At 73.2% G+C, this 15,145-nt stretch carries 16 protein-coding genes; 8 read left to right on the top strand and 8 right to left on the bottom strand.

Annotated features, from left to right (window positions below):
- Nucleotides 1–2: 2 nt before the first annotated feature.
- Entirely contained in the window at nt 3–1,007 is a 1,005-nt protein-coding gene (locus GA0070614_RS13590; protein WP_088976305.1) for an inorganic phosphate transporter, read from the top strand.
- Nucleotides 1,008–1,130: 123 nt separating this feature from the next.
- Here the strand turns inward: GA0070614_RS13590 and GA0070614_RS13585 are convergent, their stop codons facing one another.
- Entirely contained in the window at nt 1,131–2,099 is a 969-nt protein-coding gene (locus tag GA0070614_RS13585; protein ID WP_088979416.1) for a Gfo/Idh/MocA family protein, read from the bottom strand.
- 136 nt (nt 2,100–2,235) lie between these two features.
- On the opposite strand from GA0070614_RS13585, the gene GA0070614_RS13580 reads away from it, so the two are divergent.
- The gene (locus tag GA0070614_RS13580; protein WP_088976304.1) at nt 2,236–3,063 is read left to right on the top strand and encodes an NUDIX hydrolase; all 828 of its coding nucleotides are present in this window, start codon (nt 2,236–2,238) and stop codon (nt 3,061–3,063) included.
- A gap of 104 nt (nt 3,064–3,167) precedes the next feature.
- Here the strand turns inward: GA0070614_RS13580 and pstB are convergent, their stop codons facing one another.
- The 7 genes from pstB to GA0070614_RS13545 all read right to left on the bottom strand — a co-directional run bounded on the left by pstB (nt 3,168) and on the right by GA0070614_RS13545 (nt 10,274).
- A complete protein-coding gene (gene pstB / locus GA0070614_RS13575; protein ID WP_088979415.1) occupies nt 3,168–3,944 on the bottom strand; it encodes a phosphate ABC transporter ATP-binding protein PstB in 777 nt (258 codons plus the stop codon).
- 20 nt (nt 3,945–3,964) lie between these two features.
- Nucleotides 3,965–5,053: a phosphate ABC transporter permease PstA gene (pstA, locus tag GA0070614_RS13570; RefSeq protein ID WP_088976303.1), complete on the bottom strand. Its 1,089-nt coding sequence runs from the start codon at nt 5,051–5,053 to the stop codon at nt 3,965–3,967.
- Nucleotides 5,050–6,141, bottom strand: a complete 1,092-nt coding sequence (gene pstC / locus GA0070614_RS13565; RefSeq protein WP_088976302.1) for a phosphate ABC transporter permease subunit PstC — start codon at nt 6,139–6,141, stop codon at nt 5,050–5,052. The genes pstA and pstC overlap by 4 nt, the downstream gene beginning before the upstream one ends.
- A 42-nt stretch (nt 6,142–6,183) precedes the next feature.
- Complete coding sequence (gene pstS / locus GA0070614_RS13560) at nt 6,184–7,284, bottom strand: phosphate ABC transporter substrate-binding protein PstS (RefSeq protein ID WP_088976301.1); 1,101 nt, start codon at nt 7,282–7,284, stop codon at nt 6,184–6,186.
- A gap of 277 nt (nt 7,285–7,561) precedes the next feature.
- On the bottom strand, nt 7,562–8,488 hold the full coding sequence (gene mshD, locus GA0070614_RS13555; RefSeq protein ID WP_088976300.1) for a mycothiol synthase: 927 nt from the start codon (nt 8,486–8,488) through the stop codon (nt 7,562–7,564).
- Between the two features lie 31 nt (nt 8,489–8,519).
- Nucleotides 8,520–9,392, bottom strand: a complete 873-nt coding sequence (locus GA0070614_RS13550; RefSeq protein WP_088976299.1) for a polysaccharide deacetylase family protein — start codon at nt 9,390–9,392, stop codon at nt 8,520–8,522.
- Between the two features lie 168 nt (nt 9,393–9,560).
- Entirely contained in the window at nt 9,561–10,274 is a 714-nt protein-coding gene (locus GA0070614_RS13545; protein WP_088976298.1) for a winged helix-turn-helix transcriptional regulator, read from the bottom strand.
- A gap of 249 nt (nt 10,275–10,523) precedes the next feature.
- On the opposite strand from GA0070614_RS13545, the gene GA0070614_RS13540 reads away from it, so the two are divergent.
- The 6 genes from GA0070614_RS13540 (at nt 10,524) to GA0070614_RS13520 (ending at nt 15,118) form a co-directional block, all read left to right on the top strand.
- Complete coding sequence (locus GA0070614_RS13540) at nt 10,524–11,570, top strand: hypothetical protein (protein WP_088976297.1); 1,047 nt, start codon at nt 10,524–10,526, stop codon at nt 11,568–11,570.
- 105 nt (nt 11,571–11,675) lie between these two features.
- The gene (locus tag GA0070614_RS13535) at nt 11,676–12,464 is read left to right on the top strand and encodes an LmeA family phospholipid-binding protein (RefSeq protein ID WP_088976296.1); all 789 of its coding nucleotides are present in this window, start codon (nt 11,676–11,678) and stop codon (nt 12,462–12,464) included.
- Between the two features lie 115 nt (nt 12,465–12,579).
- Nucleotides 12,580–12,657 (top strand): Ms5788A family Cys-rich leader peptide, encoded by a 78-nt coding sequence (locus GA0070614_RS31540; protein ID WP_323135737.1) that lies wholly within the window; start codon nt 12,580–12,582, stop codon nt 12,655–12,657.
- A 203-nt stretch (nt 12,658–12,860) separates the two neighbouring features.
- On the top strand, nt 12,861–13,709 hold the full coding sequence (locus GA0070614_RS13530; protein WP_088976295.1) for a sulfurtransferase: 849 nt from the start codon (nt 12,861–12,863) through the stop codon (nt 13,707–13,709).
- Nucleotides 13,710–13,714: 5 nt separating this feature from the next.
- Entirely contained in the window at nt 13,715–14,038 is a 324-nt protein-coding gene (locus tag GA0070614_RS13525) for a DUF1416 domain-containing protein (RefSeq protein ID WP_088976294.1), read from the top strand.
- Between the two features lie 228 nt (nt 14,039–14,266).
- Nucleotides 14,267–15,118: a hypothetical protein gene (locus GA0070614_RS13520; protein ID WP_088976293.1), complete on the top strand. Its 852-nt coding sequence runs from the start codon at nt 14,267–14,269 to the stop codon at nt 15,116–15,118.
- Nucleotides 15,119–15,145 lie beyond the last annotated feature (27 nt).

Here is a 15,145-nt window from a genome sequence, read left to right as displayed (position 1 = left end):
CTGTGAGTCCCGAACTCATCGCCGTGCTGGCGGTGATCGGGGTGGCCCTGGTGTTCGACTACACCAACGGCTTCCACGACGCCGCCAACGCGATCGCGACCAGCATCTCCACCCGGGCGCTGACACCCCGGGTGGCCCTGGCCATGGCGGCGGTCGGCAACTTCATCGGCGCGCACTTCGGCGCCGAGGTGGCCAAGACCGTCGGTAGCGGCCTGGTGAAACTACCGACCGGGCAGGCGAGCCTCGGCATCGTCTTCGCCGGCGTGATCGGCGCCATCGTGTGGAACCTGATCACCTGGTACTTCGGCCTCCCGTCGTCCTCGTCGCACGCGCTGATCGGCGGCCTCGTCGGCTCGACCATCGCCGCCTCCGGCACGGTGCTCTGGACCGGCATCGGGGAGAGCGTCATCATCCCGATGGTGCTGTCGCCGATGGTCGGCTTCCTGCTCGGTTACGTCGTCATGATCGCCGTGCAGTGGATCTTCCGGAAGGGGCACCCGGGCAAGCTCAACCGGGGCTTCCGCTGGGCGCAGACCGCCTCCGCGGCCGCCATGTCGGTCGGCCACGGCATGCAGGACGCCGCCAAGACCATCGGCATCGTGGTGCTGGCCCTCTACGTGGGTGGCTTCCAGAACGACCCGGAGTTCATCCCGGAGTGGGCGTTCTGGACCTCGGCCGCCGTGCTCGCCGCCGGCACGTACGCCGGTGGCTGGCGGATCATCCGGACCCTCGGTCGTAAGATCATCGACCTGCGTCCGCCGGAGGGCTTCGCCGCCGAGACCGTGGCCAGCTCGGTGCTGTACTTCAACGCGCTGGTGCTGGGCGCGCCGATCTCCACCACCCACACGATCACCTCGGCGATCATGGGGGTGGGTGCCACCAAGCGGCTCTCCGCCGTGCGGTGGGGCGTGGCCGGCAACATCGTCGGCGCGTGGATCCTGACCTTCCCGGCCGCCGGCTCGATCGGCGCCCTGATGTACTTCCTGGCCCGTCCGCTGTTCAGCTGACCCGGCCACCGCGAAGGCCCCCGCCGTCCCCGGCGGGGGCCTTCCGCGTCCCACCGCCCGCGTCAGCGCCGGGCGGTGGTGGGTGCCACCCGCCACCCCGGCGGTACGCCCCACCGCCCGTCGTCAGGCGTAGTGGACGCCGATCCGCTCCCGGATGCCGTCCAGCAGCGCCATCACCTCCAGCGTCGCCGAGTGCGGCACCAGCGGGCTCTCGGTCAGCCCCGCCGCCAGGCAGCGCTGCACCTCGGCGGCCTCGTACTGGTAGCCCCCGCCGACCAGGTCGTCGGTGAGCGTCTCCGGCTCGGCCCCGGCCCGGTGCAGCACCGCCGAGCCGGGCCGGAAGAACGGCTCCGGCAGGTCGATCCGGCCGGTGGTCCCGGTGATCGAGGCGGTCAGCGGGGTCGCGCCGACCATGCCGCAGCTCAGCGTGGCGACCGCGCCGGAGTCGTAGCCGAGGACGATGCCGGTGTTCTCGTCCACGCCCTCGGGGCCCACCTTCGCCCAGGCGTGCACGTGCTGCGGCACACCGAGCAGCAGGTGGGCCAGGCTCACCGGGTAGACGCCGAGGTCCAGCAGCGCGCCGCCGCCCAGGGCGCGGGCCCGCATCCGGTGCTCCGGCGGGAACGGCCCGGCCGCGCCGAAGTCCGCCCGTACGCCGGTCACCTCGCCGATCGCCCCCTCGGCGACGAGCTGCATCAGGCGGAGGACGAGCGGGTTGGTGCGCATCCACATGGCCTCCATCAGGAAGACCCCGCGGGCGCGGGCCGTCTCGACCAGTTCGACGCTGGTGGGCAGGTCGAGGGTGAACGGCTTCTCCACCAGCACCGCCCGTCCGGCGTCCAGGCAGACCCGGGTGGCCTCGTGGTGGGCGGCGTGCGGGGTGGCCACGTAGATCACGTCGACCTCGTCGTCGGCGGCCAGCTCGGCCCACGAGCCGTACCACCGGGGGGCGCCGTGCCGGGCGGCGAAACGCTCCGCGCTCTCCGGCGTACGCGAGCCGACCGCGACCAGTTCGGCCCCCGGTACCAGCCGCAGGTCCTCGGCGAAGCGGCCGGCGATGTGTCCGGTGGCCAGGATTCCCCAACGCGTCATGGCGGGCACGCTACCCGGGAGCGTGCCCACGCCGGGAGGATGATCCACCCGTCGGGAACCAGGGCGTACCCGGGGGAGCCGGCCGGCCGCCGCCTCGGCTCGACCGCCCTCATGGCGCAGGCCCTAGGCTCACGGCATGACGATCGACGGCTTTGCCGCCCCGGCCGCCCTGGTCGAGCACGCCCGCCGGTTCCGCACCGAGGGCGGCGTCCCGGCGGTGCCCCGGGTGGCCGCCACCGTGCTGCTGCTCCGCCCGGCCGGGCCCGACTTCGAGGTGTACCTGATCCGCCGGGTCGCCGCGATGACCTTCGGCGGGATGTACGCCTTCCCCGGCGGCGGGGTGGACCGCTCGGACTCCCAGGCGCACCTGGACTGGGCCGGCCCCGAGCCCGCCGGCTGGGGCGACCGGCTCGGCATCGCCCCGGACGCCGCCCAGGCGGTGGTCTGCGCCGCCGCCCGGGAGGTCTTCGAGGAGGCCGGCGTCCTGCTCGCCGGCCCGGACGCCGGGACGGTGGTGGGCGACGTCAGCGGTGACGACTGGGAAACCGCCCGGCAGGACCTGGAGGCCCGCCGGACGGGCTTCGCCGACCTGCTCGCCGGCCGGCGGTTGACGCTCCGCTCCGACCTGCTGCTGCCGTGGAGCCGGTGGATCACCCCGGAGTTCGAGCCGCGCCGCTTCGACACGTACTTCTTCGTGGCCCTGCTGCCGGAGGGGCAGCGGACCCGGGACGTCTCCGGCGAGGCCGACCACACCATGTGGGTACGCCCGGCGGACGCCCTGGCCCGGGCGGAGGCGGGTGAGCTGACCATGCTGCCGCCCACCCTGGTCACCCTGGCCCAGGTCGCCGCCGCCGGTGACCTGGCCGGGGTGGCCCGGGCGTCGGCCACCCGCGACGCCGCCACCCCGGTCACGCCCCGCCTCGACCTGTCCGACGACGGGAGCGCCCGCTTCGTCCTCGGGTGACCCCGCCGGGCACCCCCGTCGGTTTGCGGCGTGTCGCGGTGTCCCGGTCGTCGAAGACCGCGACACGCCGCAAACCGGGTCCGCCGCGGACGGGGACCAGCGGGTCAGCCGAAGCGGCCGGTGATGTAGTCCTCGGTCTTCTTCACGCTCGGGTTGCTGAAGATCTTCTGGGTGTTGTCGTACTCGATCAGCCGGCCCGGGTCGCCGGTCTTCTCGATGGAGAAGAAGGCGGTCCGGTCCGACACCCGGGCGGCCTGCTGCATGTTGTGGGTGACGATGATGATGGTGAACTTGTCCTTGAGCTGGAACATCAGGTCCTCGATGGCCAGCGTGGAGATCGGGTCCAGCGCGGAGCAGGGCTCGTCCATCAGCACCACCTGCGGCTCGACCGCGATGGTCCGGGCGATGCAGAGCCGCTGCTGCTGACCGCCGGAGAGGCCCGCGCCCGGCTTGCCGAGGCGGTCCTTCACCTCGTCCCACAGGTTCGCCGAGCGGAGCGCCTTCTCGGCGGCCTCGTCCAGGATCGACTTCTTCCGTACGCCGTTGAGCCGCAGCCCGGCCACCACGTTCTCGAAGATGCTCATGGTGGGGAACGGGTTGGGACGCTGGAACACCATGCCGATCATCCGGCGGACCGCCGTCACGTCGACGTCGCGGTCGTAGATGTCCTGGCCGTCGATGGTCAGGCTGCCCTCGACCCGCGCCCCCGGCAGCACCTCGTGCATCCGGTTGATCGAGCGCAGGAAGGTCGACTTGCCGCAGCCGGACGGGCCGATCAGGGCGGTGACCGTCTTCGGCTCGACGGTCAGGTTGATGTTCTCGATCGCCTTGAAGCCACCGTAGTAGGCGGTGACGTCGGCGGCCTCGATGCGCTTGGCCATGGTGGTGGTACCTCCGGGGTTCATCGGCCGAGCCGGTTGCGACGGGCCAGCAACTTCGCCGCGATGGTCAGGACGAGCACGAGGGCGACCAGGGTCAGTGCCGCGGTCCACGCCCGCGCCGGCGCGTACTTCGACGCGTCACCGGCCTGCTGGTAGACGAAGAGGGCCAGCGACGACTGGTTGTTCTCGAACGGGTTGAAGTTGATCGCGGCGCCACCGCCGGCGACGAGCAGCACCGGAGCGGTCTCGCCGGCGGCCCGCGCGATGGCGAGCATGACGCCGGTGACGATGCCCGGCAGCGCCGTCGGCAGCACGACCCGCAGGATGGTCTTCCACTTCGGCACGCCGAGGGCGTACGCGCCCTCGCGCAGCGGCGCCGGGACGAGACGCAGCATCTCCTCGGTGGAGCGGACCACGGTGGGCAGCATCAGCACGCTGAGCGCCAGCGCGGCGGCGAAGCCGGAGAAGCCCGGCCGGCCGTCGTTGAAGACCGGCGACACGATCAGCACCCAGAAGGCCAGCACGAACAGGCCCGAGACGATCGAGGGGATGCCGGTCATCACGTCGACGAAGAACCGGATCGCGAAGGCGAACCGGCCCCGTCCGTACTCGACGACGTAGATCGCGCAGAGGATGCCGAGCGGGACGGTGATCAGGGCGGCGATGCCGACCTGCTCCAGGGTGCCGACGATGGCGTGGTAGGCGCCACCGTTGGCGTCCCGGGCCCCGATGTTGTTCATCGAGGTGCCGAAGAAGTCGGCGTCGAAACGTTCCATGCCCTTGCTGACCAGCGTCCAGACCACCGAGGCCAGCGGCAGTACGGCCAGCACGAACGCCGAGTGGATCAGGGCGCTCCAGGTGCGGTTGCGCGCCGAGCGGCGCCCCTCGACCGCGTTCGCCGCGGCGAAGAGGCCGGCCAGGTAGAGCAGCGCGGCGACGACCACGACCAGCACCGGCCCGCCGATGCCGGCGCCGTACACGATGCCGGCGGCGACCAGCACGGCGGCGAGCGCGATGGCGGGCGCCGCGTACGCCGGCAGCCGCTTGGCCTTCAGGCTGGTGGGCTGCGCCGCCGGGCGGGGACGGTGGGAGGTGAGGGTGGTGCTCATGCGGCCGACTCCGTGAACTCCCGGCGGCGGTAGATGATCGCCCGCGCCGTGATGTTGACGATCAGCGTGATGGCGAAGAGCACCAGACCGGAGGCGATCAGCGCACCCCGGCCGGTGTCGTTCGCCTCGCCGAACGCGTTGGCGATGTTGGCGGCGATGGTGTTGCCGCCGCTCTCGATCAGGTTGAACGAGATGCTGAAGGTCGCGCCGAGGGTGAGCGCCAGGGCGATGGTCTCGCCGAGCGCCCGGCCGAGACCGAGCATCACCGCGGCGATGATGCCGGGGCGGCCGTAGGGGAGCACGGCGGTGCGCAGCATCTCCCAGCGGGTGGCGCCCAGGGCGAGGGCGGCCTCCTCGTTGGCGGTCGGCGTCTGCAGGAAGACCTCGCGGGAGAGCGAGGTGATGATCGGCAGCACCATGATCGCCAGCACCAGGGCGCCGAGCAGGATCGACCGCCCGAAGGGGCCGTCGCCGCCGAAGATCGGGATCCAGCCGAAGTACTGGTTCAGCCAGACCGAGAAGTCGCGGACCGGGCCGATGAAGACGTCGCGTCCCCAGAGGCCGAAGACGACGCTCGGCACGGCGGCCAGCAGGTCGATCAGGAAGCCGAGCGTGGTGCCCAGGCGGCGCGGCGCGTAGTGCGAGAGGTAGAGCGCGATGCCCAGCGCCACCGGCACCGCGATCAGCAGGGCCAGCGCGGAGCTGAGCACGGTGCCGAAGGCGAGCGCGCCGATGCCGAACTTCGGCTCGGAATCGTTCGGGAACCAGCCCTCGAAGCTCCAGAAGCTCTCGGTGTTGGCACGCAGGGCCGGGACCGCCTTGGCGATCAGGAAGAACGCGATCGCCGCGATCACGACCAGCACGGCGGTGCCGGCGGCCAGGGTGAGCCCACGGAACGCGCGTTCCGCGCCGAAGGCCCGGGCGCGGGGCAGCGCGCCACCGCCACCCAGTCCGGCTCCGCCGGGGGTACGGGTGCTGACTGGTGCCTCGGCCACACGCGCCGAGGCACCGGCGGGCCGGTCGTGGCTCTGGGCCACGCGGGTCCCGCCGGTGCCGGCGTCGGCCGAGCGCTGAGGGGTTTCACCCATCTGCTCGCTCGCTTCGAGTTGAGGTGGTGGTGCCGGTCAGGGTCAGGAGATGTTCTTGGCCGCCGCCTCGACCTTGGTGCGGACCGACTCGGGCAGCGGGGCGTAGCCGATCTCGCTCAGCACCTTCTGGCCCTCGGCGCTGGCGGTGTAGCCGAGGAAGCTCTTGACCAGCGGGAGCTTGTCGGCGGCGAGACCCTTGGAGCAGACGATCTCGTAGGTCACCAGGACGATCGGGTAGGCCCCGGCCTCCTTGGTGTTGTAGTCGATCTTCATCTTGAGGTCGTCGCCGCTGCCGGTGACCTCGGCGCCGGCGATGGTCTTGCCGGCGTTCTCCAGGGTCAGCGGGGCGAACTCGCCGGCCCCGTTACCGACCTTGGCCATCTTGAGGCCGGCGTTCTCGGCGAAGGACATCTCGACGTAGCCGATGGTGCCGTCGGCACCCTTGATGATGCTGGTCACGCCGTCGTTGCCCTTGCCGGCGGTGCCGCCCGGGGCCTTCCACTCCTTGGCCTTGCCGAAGGTCCAGTCCGCCTCGGCGGTCTTGGCCAGGAAGTCGGTGAAGTTGTCGGTGGTCCCGGAGGAGTCCGACCGGTGCGCGGTCTGGATCGCGGTGGCGGGCAGCTTGGCGTCCGGGTTGTCGGCCTTGATCGCCGGGTCGTCCCACTTGGTGACCTTGCCGGCGAAGATCTTGGCCAGGGTGGCCGGCTTGAGCTGGAGGTTGTCCACGCCGTTGAGGTTGTAGGCCACGGCGACCGGGCCGATCACCATCGGCAGGTGGATGGCCTTGCCGCCGGTGCACTTGGCGTCGGCCTGCGGCTGCTCCTCCTCCTTGAGGGCGGAGTCGGAGCCGGCGAAGTCGGCGGTGCCCGCGATGAAGGCCTGGATGCCGGCGCCCGAGCCGGAGGGCTCGTAGTTGATCGTGGTGCCCGGGCACTTCTGCTGGTACGCCTTGATCCACTCGGCCATGGCGTTCTTCTGGGCGGAGGAGCCCTGCGCGTTCAGCGTGCCCGTGGCGCAGTCCGCCGCGCTGGCGGAGCCCGACGCGGAGCCGGCCGGCTCGTTGTTGTCCGAGCCGCAAGCACTGAGACCGAGCACCGCAGTAAGAGCGAGGCAGGCGATGGTGCCGTGCCGCTGGAGCTTCACCTGAGGGGTTTCCCTTCACGTCTTTGGTCAGGTCGCCCGGATGGGGGCCCGGGCGCCGGCGCTGACCGGCTGACACGAAAGTTAGGAGGGTCAGGTGGACGGTTCGCCGGTCACAAGTGAACGGAGGATGAACAAGCCCGATCATCGGGCTGGCCGATGCCTGAGTGGGGGTTGTCTTTTGGGTTAACTACGCGCCGGCTATGCCCACATATCCGATTTAACCGGACGGCCGTTATCGCGCCGAGGCCCCAGCGTGACGCCCGCGTGACCGTACGGGTCAGCCCAGGGCGTAGTTGACGTGCCCGCACCAGCGGGCGAAACCGAGCCGCTCGTAGAGCGCCACCGCCGCGGTGTTCGACTCGTCGACGTAGAGCATCACCCGGTCGAGCCCCCGCCCGTCGCGCAGGTGGGCCAGGCCGGCGGCGGTGAGCGCCCGACCGAGCCCGCCGCCGTGCGCGGACGGGTCGACGCCGAGCACGTACACCTCGCCGATCCGGGCCGCCCCCGGGCGCTCGTGCACCTTGGTCCAGTGGAAGCCGAGCAGCCGGCCGGTCGACTCCTCGACGGCGAGCAGGAAACCGGCCGGGTCGAACCACGGCTCGGCCAGGCGTACCCGCAGGTCGGCCTCGGTCCAGCGGCCCTGCTCCGGGTGGTCGGCGAAGGCCCTGGCGTTCACCGCGAGCCAGGCCGCGTCGTCCGCCCCGGGGCGGTACGCCCGCAGCGTGACGCCCTCGGGCAGTCGCGCCTCGGGCAGCGCGCCGGTCAGCGACCGGCGCAACTGCCAGAGCACCCGGGCGCGGCTGAAGCCGAGGTCGACCGCGAGCGCGGCGGCGGAGGGATGGTCGCCGTGGGCCCAGGCCCGCAGCGGCCCGGACGCCGCCGCGAGTACGCCCCGGGCCAGCGCCCGTCCGGTGCCCCGGCGCCGGTACGCCGGGTGGACGACCAGTTCCACCCCGATGCCGGCGGCGGGTTCGGTGGTGTCCAGGTGGGCGTACCCGGTCAGGGTGCCGTCGGCGGCCCGGGCCGTCAGGTGCGCCGCGGCGGCCTCCGGGTCGCGCAGCCGCAGCAGGGTGTGCTCGTCGAACGGGTCGGCCCCGTCGGCGTCCCCCGCCAGGCGGGCCAGTGCCAGGGCCTCGGCCACCTCGGCCGGGGCGAGGCGGTCGGCCCGGGTCACCCGGTCGGTCGTCGGTTCCGCGCTGCTCACCCCGTCACCGTAGTCCGATCGGCGGGCGCGGTCAGGTGGTGCCGTCGACGGGCAGCGCCTCCAGCTCGAACCGGCTGGTCAGCTCCGGCAGCATGTGGCGCAGCGCGTCGACCGTGCCCTGCCGGTCGCCGCCGGCGTCGTGCAGCAGCACGACCGAGCCGGCCGTCGCGGTGCGGGTGACCATGGTGGCGATCCGCAGCGCGCCGGGCGCCTGCCAGTCCGACGGGTCGACGTTCCAGTGCAGCGGGGTCATCCCCAGCTCTTCGGCGACCGACACCACCGGGTACGTCCACGCCCCGCCGGGCTGCCGGTACCAGGCGATCGGGGCGTCCGGCACGGCGGCCCGGATCGCGGCGTTGGTGCGCAGCAGGTCGGCCCGGATCAGGTCGGGGGAGCGCTGGCCGAGCTGCACGTCGTGCCGCCAGGAGTGGTTGCAGAGGGTGTGCCCGTCGGCCACGATCGCCCGGATCAGGTCGGGGTGGCTCTGCGCGTTCTCGCCGACCACGCAGAAGGTGGCCCGCACGTGGAACTCGCGCAGCACGTCGAGCACCTGCGGGGTGTAGTCCGGGTGCGGCCCGTCGTCGAAGGTGAGCGCCACCCGGGAGGAGCCGGTGGTCACCCGGGTGCCGAAGAGGCCGTCGCCGCCCTCGGCGGCGGGCTGCCGCTCGGCGTCCTGGCCGGCCACCTCGCCGTCGGGGGAGCGGTCGGCGGTCGGGCGGGCGTCGGAGGGCGACGGGGCCGGCTGGTCGGCGTACTCGGTGCGGGTGGCGGTGTTGGTGGTGGCGCCGGGTCGCGCGTCGTCCGGCACCATGCTGCGGCCGAGCGCGTACGCGGAGCCGAGCAGCGCGGCCAGCACCAGCACGACGACGGCGGCGGCGCTGCGGCCGCCGGTCCGGGGGCCCATCAGTGCCACCGCCGGCCCGGATCGCGGGACGGACCTCTCGTCGCCCCCGTGGTCAGTGCACGCACCGTCGCCCCTCTCGCCGTGACTCGGCAGTCAGGATAGAACCGACGAGTGAGGCAAAAGGGACGTATCAGGAATAGTCGCCCGGCCAGGTGAGGCCGGAGCCGGTCAGACGGGGATCGGGGCGTGCTCCGCCTCGGGCAGCGACCGCGACGGCGGGACCACGAACTTGTAGCCGACCTGGCGGACCGTGCCGATCATCGACTCGTACTCGGAGCCGAGCTTGGCCCGCAGCCGCCGCACGTGCACGTCCACCGTCCGGGTGCCGCCGAAGTAGTCGTACCCCCACACCTCGCGCAGCAGCTGGTCCCGGGTGAACACCCGCCCCGGGTGCTGGGCGAGGAACTTCAACAGCTCGAACTCCTTGTACGTGAGGTCGAGCGGGCGGCCCTTGAGCTTCGCCGCGTACGTGTCGGGGTCGATGGTCAACTCCCCGGCCCGGATCGATCCGCCGGCGCCGGCGGTGGCGTTGCTCAGCCGGCCGACGGCGAGCCGCAGCCGGGCCTCGACCTCGGCCGGGCCGGCCCCGGCCAGGATGACGTCGTCCACGCCCCAGTCGGCGTTCAACGCGATCAGGCCCGCCTCGGTCACCACCGCCACCAGCGGCACCCCGAGACCGGTGGCGTGCAGCATCCGGCAGGTGGCCCGGGCCTCGCTCAGCTCGGAGCGGGCGTCGACCAGCACCGCGTCCGGGCTCGGCCCGGCGACCAGGGTGCGGACGTCGCGGGGCGCGGTGCGGACCGAGTGCGGCAGCAGGTCCAACGCCGGCAACACTGCCGATGGCTCACCTGCGCGCGCGGTCACCAGCAACAGGAGCTCCACACGATCACCTCCGTCCGGCGGCGGCAGAGCCGCGCGCGACCAGCGGGCACCCGAGGGGTGTGCGCTGCGAACTAGCGTGGGTCCCGGCGTCGCTGACGGGCGGGTTACGCGTTGAGCGTAACCGATCGCCCAGGTGAGGCCGGCTCGTCCTTTCCCCTTTGTCGGATCTGCCCACGATCGCGCCGCAGGTTTTAACGTTGCCGAAACCGTGACCTCCGTCGGAGCGGCCTGGTCTGGCACGATCGGGGCGTGTTTCCCTCCACCTCGCCCGAGACCGGCCACGAGCCGTGGGCCGACGACGCGCACCCGGGGCCGGCCGGCTCCTCCCGCGGGCTCCCGCCGGGGCCGCGCACCGGCCCGGCCGACGACGGCGGCCGGCGGGAACGTGGGCCGCGCCGCTTCCGCAAGGGCGGCCCGCCCCGCCGCGCCGAGGACGAGCCGGTCGAGCCGGAGGAGGAGGACGTCGAGCCGGTCGAGGTGCGCAAGCCGCTCTCGCTGACCGTCGCGGGCTTCGCCGCCCTGCTCGGCGTGGGTCTGGTGCTCGGTGCGCAGACCGCGGGCCCGGGGCACCGCCTGCCCTTCGCGTTCATCGTCTTCGGCGTGCAACTGCTCTTCGTCCTGGCCTGGACGATGGCCATGCGCCCGCCCGCGCTGCTGCTCGTCGCCCTGGTCAGCGCCGCGGTGGCCGCCGCGGCCGACACCGCCGCGGTGCAGTCCGACGTCGCCGGCCTGGCCCCCCTGGGGTACGTGGCCGCGGGTGGATTCCTGCTCGGCGTGCTCGGCCAGCTCGTCCGCCGGGTCGACCGGGTACGGGTCACCGACTCGCTCGGCACCACGCTGCTGATCGTGGTCGGGGTGGTCGCGTTCGGCACGCTGATCACCCTCAGCCGGATCCCGGCCGGCACCCAGGCGATCACCGTCTGCCTGACCGCCAGCGGCGTCGCGCTCACCGTCGCCCGGCTCACCGACGCGGTGGCGCCGTGGCCACGGCTCGCCCCGCAGGTGCCCCGGGGAGCGGCCGGCGTGGTCGGCGGCGCGATGGCCGGCACCCTGGTCAGCGCCGTCCTCGGCAGCTACCTGGTCACCCCGTTCACGCCCACCCGGGCCGCGATCATCGGCCTGGTCGCGGCGGTCGCCGCCGTCCTGGCCGACCTCGCGGTGGGGTACGCCGAGGCGGGCCGGCTGATGGCCGGTGAGCCGCCGACGTTGTGGATCGCCCGGCACATGCAGGGGCCGCTCGGCGGCTTCGCGCTGGCCGCGCCGGCCGCGTACGCCATGTGCGTGCTGTTCCTCTGAGTGGACGGTTGAGCGTTCCGGCGGTCGGGTACCAACGGTGGCGCCGCGTGGCGACGCCGGTAGGAGAGGCGTCGCGGAGCGCGACGGCGACGACAAGGAGGCGGCGTGGCTGAGGCGTACCCGGCGTACGAGGAGCGTCCCCGGCGGCGCGGGCGCAAGGTGCTCGTGACGCTGCTCGTCCTGCTGCTGCTCCTGGTCGGGCTGCTGGTGGTGGCCGACCGGGTGGCGGCCGGAGTGGCCGAACGCGCCATCGCCGACCAGGTGAAGCAGGAGATCGCCAAGCAGCAGGCGCAGTCCGCCCCGCCGCAGGTCGACGTCGGCGGCTTCCCGTTCCTCACCCAGGTGGTGGCCGGCCGGTACGAGCGGATCTCCATCGTCCTCACCGACGTGCAGGGCGCGGTCGAGGGGAACGCGGTGAGCGTGCCCCGCCTCGACGTGGACGCCCGCAATGTCCAGGCGTCCCTGGACACCCTCCGCTCCGGGCAGGGCGACGTGGTCGCCGAGACCGTGAACGGCACCGGCACGGTCACCTACGACAGCCTGGCGAAGCTGCTGGACCGACCCGGGCTCGAGCTCGGCGAGCAGGACGGCCGGCTCGTCGTCACCGCCCCGGTGGACATCCTCGGGCAGAAGCTCACCGTCACCGGCACCGCCGAGGTGACCGTCGCCGAGGGCAACAAGGTGGCGTTGCGCTTCAACGACCTGGACGCCGAGGGGCTGCCGCCGGTGCCGCTGGCCCGGACGCTGCTCAGCAACTACGCCCGGGGCATCTCGATCGACGTGCCCCTGCCGGAGCTGCCGTTCCAGCTCAACGTCCGCAAGGTGGAACCGCGTCCCGAGGGGCTCACGGTGACCGCCGACGCGAAGGACGTACCCCTCAACCAGGCCGCCTGAGCGGCGGCGGAACCCCTGCCCACCGCCGGGGCGTCGGCCGGTCCGTTCCGGTCGGCGTCCCGGATGCTGGTCGGTGCGGTGGCACTCCCCGGGACCGCTGGTAGGCTCCCTGCTCATGGGGACGCACCTCACCAAACGGCGCGCGGTCGACCTGTGCCGCGTGGCCACCTGCCTGTGTCGCTCCGTCATCTGACGGCGGGGCTGTCTCCGGCCGCCTAGCGGCCACCGGCACTCAGGGTCCTTCGCACCCTTTCCGGTTCTCTCCCGTACGCCCGGCAGCGGCGCCGTCGCACGAACCCGTGATCCGTTCCTCTATGGGTCCCGCGCGTGGTGCGACAATCACCGATTTCGATCCCCGCGCTGGCTCACCATCCATCCTCACCAGGGAGTGATCTGATGAGTCGCGACACCGCACTCGTCTCGGCCGAGTGGGCCGAGAAGAACATCGACGCCCCGGGCGTCGTCTTCGTCGAGGTCGACGAGGACACCTCGGCCTACGACACCGGCCACATCGCCGGGGCGATCAAGCTCGACTGGAAGACCGACCTGCAGGACCCGGTCCGCCGGGACTTCGTCAACAAGGCCCAGTTCGAGGCGCTCCTGTCGGAGCGGGGCATCGCCAACGACGACCTCGTCGTCCTCTACGGCGGCAACAACAACTGGTTCGCCGCGTACGCGTACTGGTACTTCAAGCTCTACGGCCACCGCGCCGTCAAGCTGCTCGACGGCGGCCGCAAGAAGTGGGAGCTGGACGCCCGCCCGCTGGTCACCGACAAGGTGGAGCGCCCCCGCACCCAGTACGTCGCGCAGGAGCCGGACACCTCGATCCGCGCCTTCCGGGACGACGTGGTCGCCGCGATCGGCACCAAGAACCTGGTCGACGTGCGCAGCCCCGACGAGTACGCCGGCCGGCTGCTCGCCCCCGCCCACCTGCCGCAGGAGCAGGCGCAGCGCGCCGGCCACGTGCCGACCGCGATCAGCGTGCCGTGGTCCAAGGCGGCCAACGAGGACGGCACCTTCAAGTCCGACGACGAGCTGCGCAAGATCTACGCCGACGCCGGGCTGGACGACAGCCGGGAGACCATCGCGTACTGCCGGATCGGCGAGCGTTCCTCGCACACCTGGTTCGTGCTGCAGGAGCTGCTCGGCCACCGCAACGTGAAGAACTACGACGGATCCTGGACCGAGTACGGCTCGCTGGTCGGTGTGCCGGTGGCGCTCGGCGACGAGCCCGGGGAGGCCTGATCACCATGACTGCTCCTACCGCCGCCGGTTGCGCCGCTCCCGACCAGGCCGCGCCGCTGCCGGCCAGCCTGGACCTGGAGAAGGAGACCGTCATCACCGGTGTCGTCCGCTCCGACGCGGGCGAGACCGTGCCGGGCGCGTACGTCCGGCTGCTCGACTCCACCGGTGAGTTCACCGCCGAGGTGGTCACCTCCCCGGCCGGGCAGTTCCGCTTCTTCGCCGCGCCGGGCAGCTGGACGCTGCGGGCGCTGTCCCGGCACGGCAACGGCGACACCGCCGTGACCGCCGAGCGCGGGATCAACGAGGTCTCGGTGACCGTCGCCGCCTGACCCACGCTCTGATCGGCCCGGGGCCGGTCACCCTCCGCCGAGGGTGACCGGCCCCGACCGCTTCCCGGGATCGGGCGGCCGGTGGGGTGCGGCCCCTGGGTGGGATCCACCCCGGGCCGGCTCGGCGCCGTCGGGGACGGGGCGTCGCGCCCGCCTGGACCCGCACCGGCGGGTGGGCCCGGCGCGGGCCGGCGGAGACGGGCGGCGGGCGCGTGACACCATGGCCGGGTGAGCGGCGCAGTCCAGGCGGGGTGGGCCCCGCCGAGTGGTCCCCCCGAGCCGGCCCCCCGCAGCGGGTGGCCGCGCTGGTTGCTGGCCGTGACCGTGCTCTGGACGGTGCTGCTCGCCGGGCTGACCTGGTGGTCGGTGCGGACCGACACCCCGACCGTGCGCGAGCAGCGCACCCTGGGCCAGGCCCTCCCGGTGGTCGACCGCGCGGTCGGGCAGCTCGTCGTCGCCGTCGGTGACGGCGCCTGGGCGATGACCGGACGACAGGTCGAGGAGGGCTGCCGGGTCACCCCGATGGACGACGGCGCCGAGCTGACCCGGGGCGTCGACGTGGTGGTGGCCGAGGGCGGCGAGCGGGGGCTGCTGGAGTCGGTCGCCGACCGGCTGCCCGGGGACTGGCGGGCCGGGGTGCGGGTCAGCTCGGAGGGCCCCCGGCTGCGCGCCGACGCGGGGGAGTTCGTGCTGGTCGAGGGGCGGGTCACCACGCCGGGGCGGGTCCGGTTCACGGTGGAGACGGGCTGCCGCCCGCTGGACGAGGTGGCGCTCGCCGACCTGCTGCCGGGGTACCCCGGTGAACCCGCGCTGGACGAGGCGCTGCGGGCGCTGGGCCGTCCGGCCGACGACTCGGTCGAGCAGGTCGTGGCCGCCTGCCCGGGCGGCGGGACCGCGCGGACCAGATGGGTCGAGGCGGGCCCCGCGCCGGTGTCGCTGGCCGGGCTGAAGCCGCTGGCCGCCGGCGCCGCGCTGGTAGACACCCCCGAGGTGTACGCCTGGCGGCGCGGCCCGGTCGTCCTCCTGGCCGACGCGACCGGCGAGCAGGTGCGCCTGGCCGCCTCCACCGGCTGCGCCTGAGTGCCGCACGGCTCCTGAGCCGGCTGC

This window comes from Micromonospora coxensis, from assembly GCF_900090295.1.
GTDB classification, from domain to species: Bacteria; Actinomycetota; Actinomycetes; order Mycobacteriales; family Micromonosporaceae; genus Micromonospora; species Micromonospora coxensis.
Note: the sequence above shows the minus strand (reverse complement) of the source record. Positions and strands in the feature narration are given on the sequence as shown.

Bases quoted from the DNA above. Each gene is read 5' to 3' on its own strand.
- GA0070614_RS31540 (WP_323135737.1), top strand. From the start codon at position 12,580: ATGGGGACGCACCTCACCAAACGGCGCGCGGTCGACCTGTGCCGCGTG.
- pstC (WP_088976302.1), bottom strand. From the start codon at position 6,141: ATGGGTGAAACCCCTCAGCGCTCGGCCGACGCCGGCACCGGCGGGACC.
- pstA (WP_088976303.1), bottom strand. From the start codon at position 5,053: ATGAGCACCACCCTCACCTCCCACCGTCCCCGCCCGGCGGCGCAGCCC.
- pstB (WP_088979415.1), bottom strand. From the start codon at position 3,944: ATGGCCAAGCGCATCGAGGCCGCCGACGTCACCGCCTACTACGGTGGC.
- GA0070614_RS13525 (WP_088976294.1), top strand. From the start codon at position 13,715: ATGACTGCTCCTACCGCCGCCGGTTGCGCCGCTCCCGACCAGGCCGCG.
- GA0070614_RS13585 (WP_088979416.1), bottom strand. From the start codon at position 2,099: ATGACGCGTTGGGGAATCCTGGCCACCGGACACATCGCCGGCCGCTTC.
- GA0070614_RS13550 (WP_088976299.1), bottom strand. From the start codon at position 9,392: ATGGGCCCCCGGACCGGCGGCCGCAGCGCCGCCGCCGTCGTCGTGCTG.
- GA0070614_RS13580 (WP_088976304.1), top strand. From the start codon at position 2,236: ATGACGATCGACGGCTTTGCCGCCCCGGCCGCCCTGGTCGAGCACGCC.
- GA0070614_RS13530 (WP_088976295.1), top strand. From the start codon at position 12,861: ATGAGTCGCGACACCGCACTCGTCTCGGCCGAGTGGGCCGAGAAGAAC.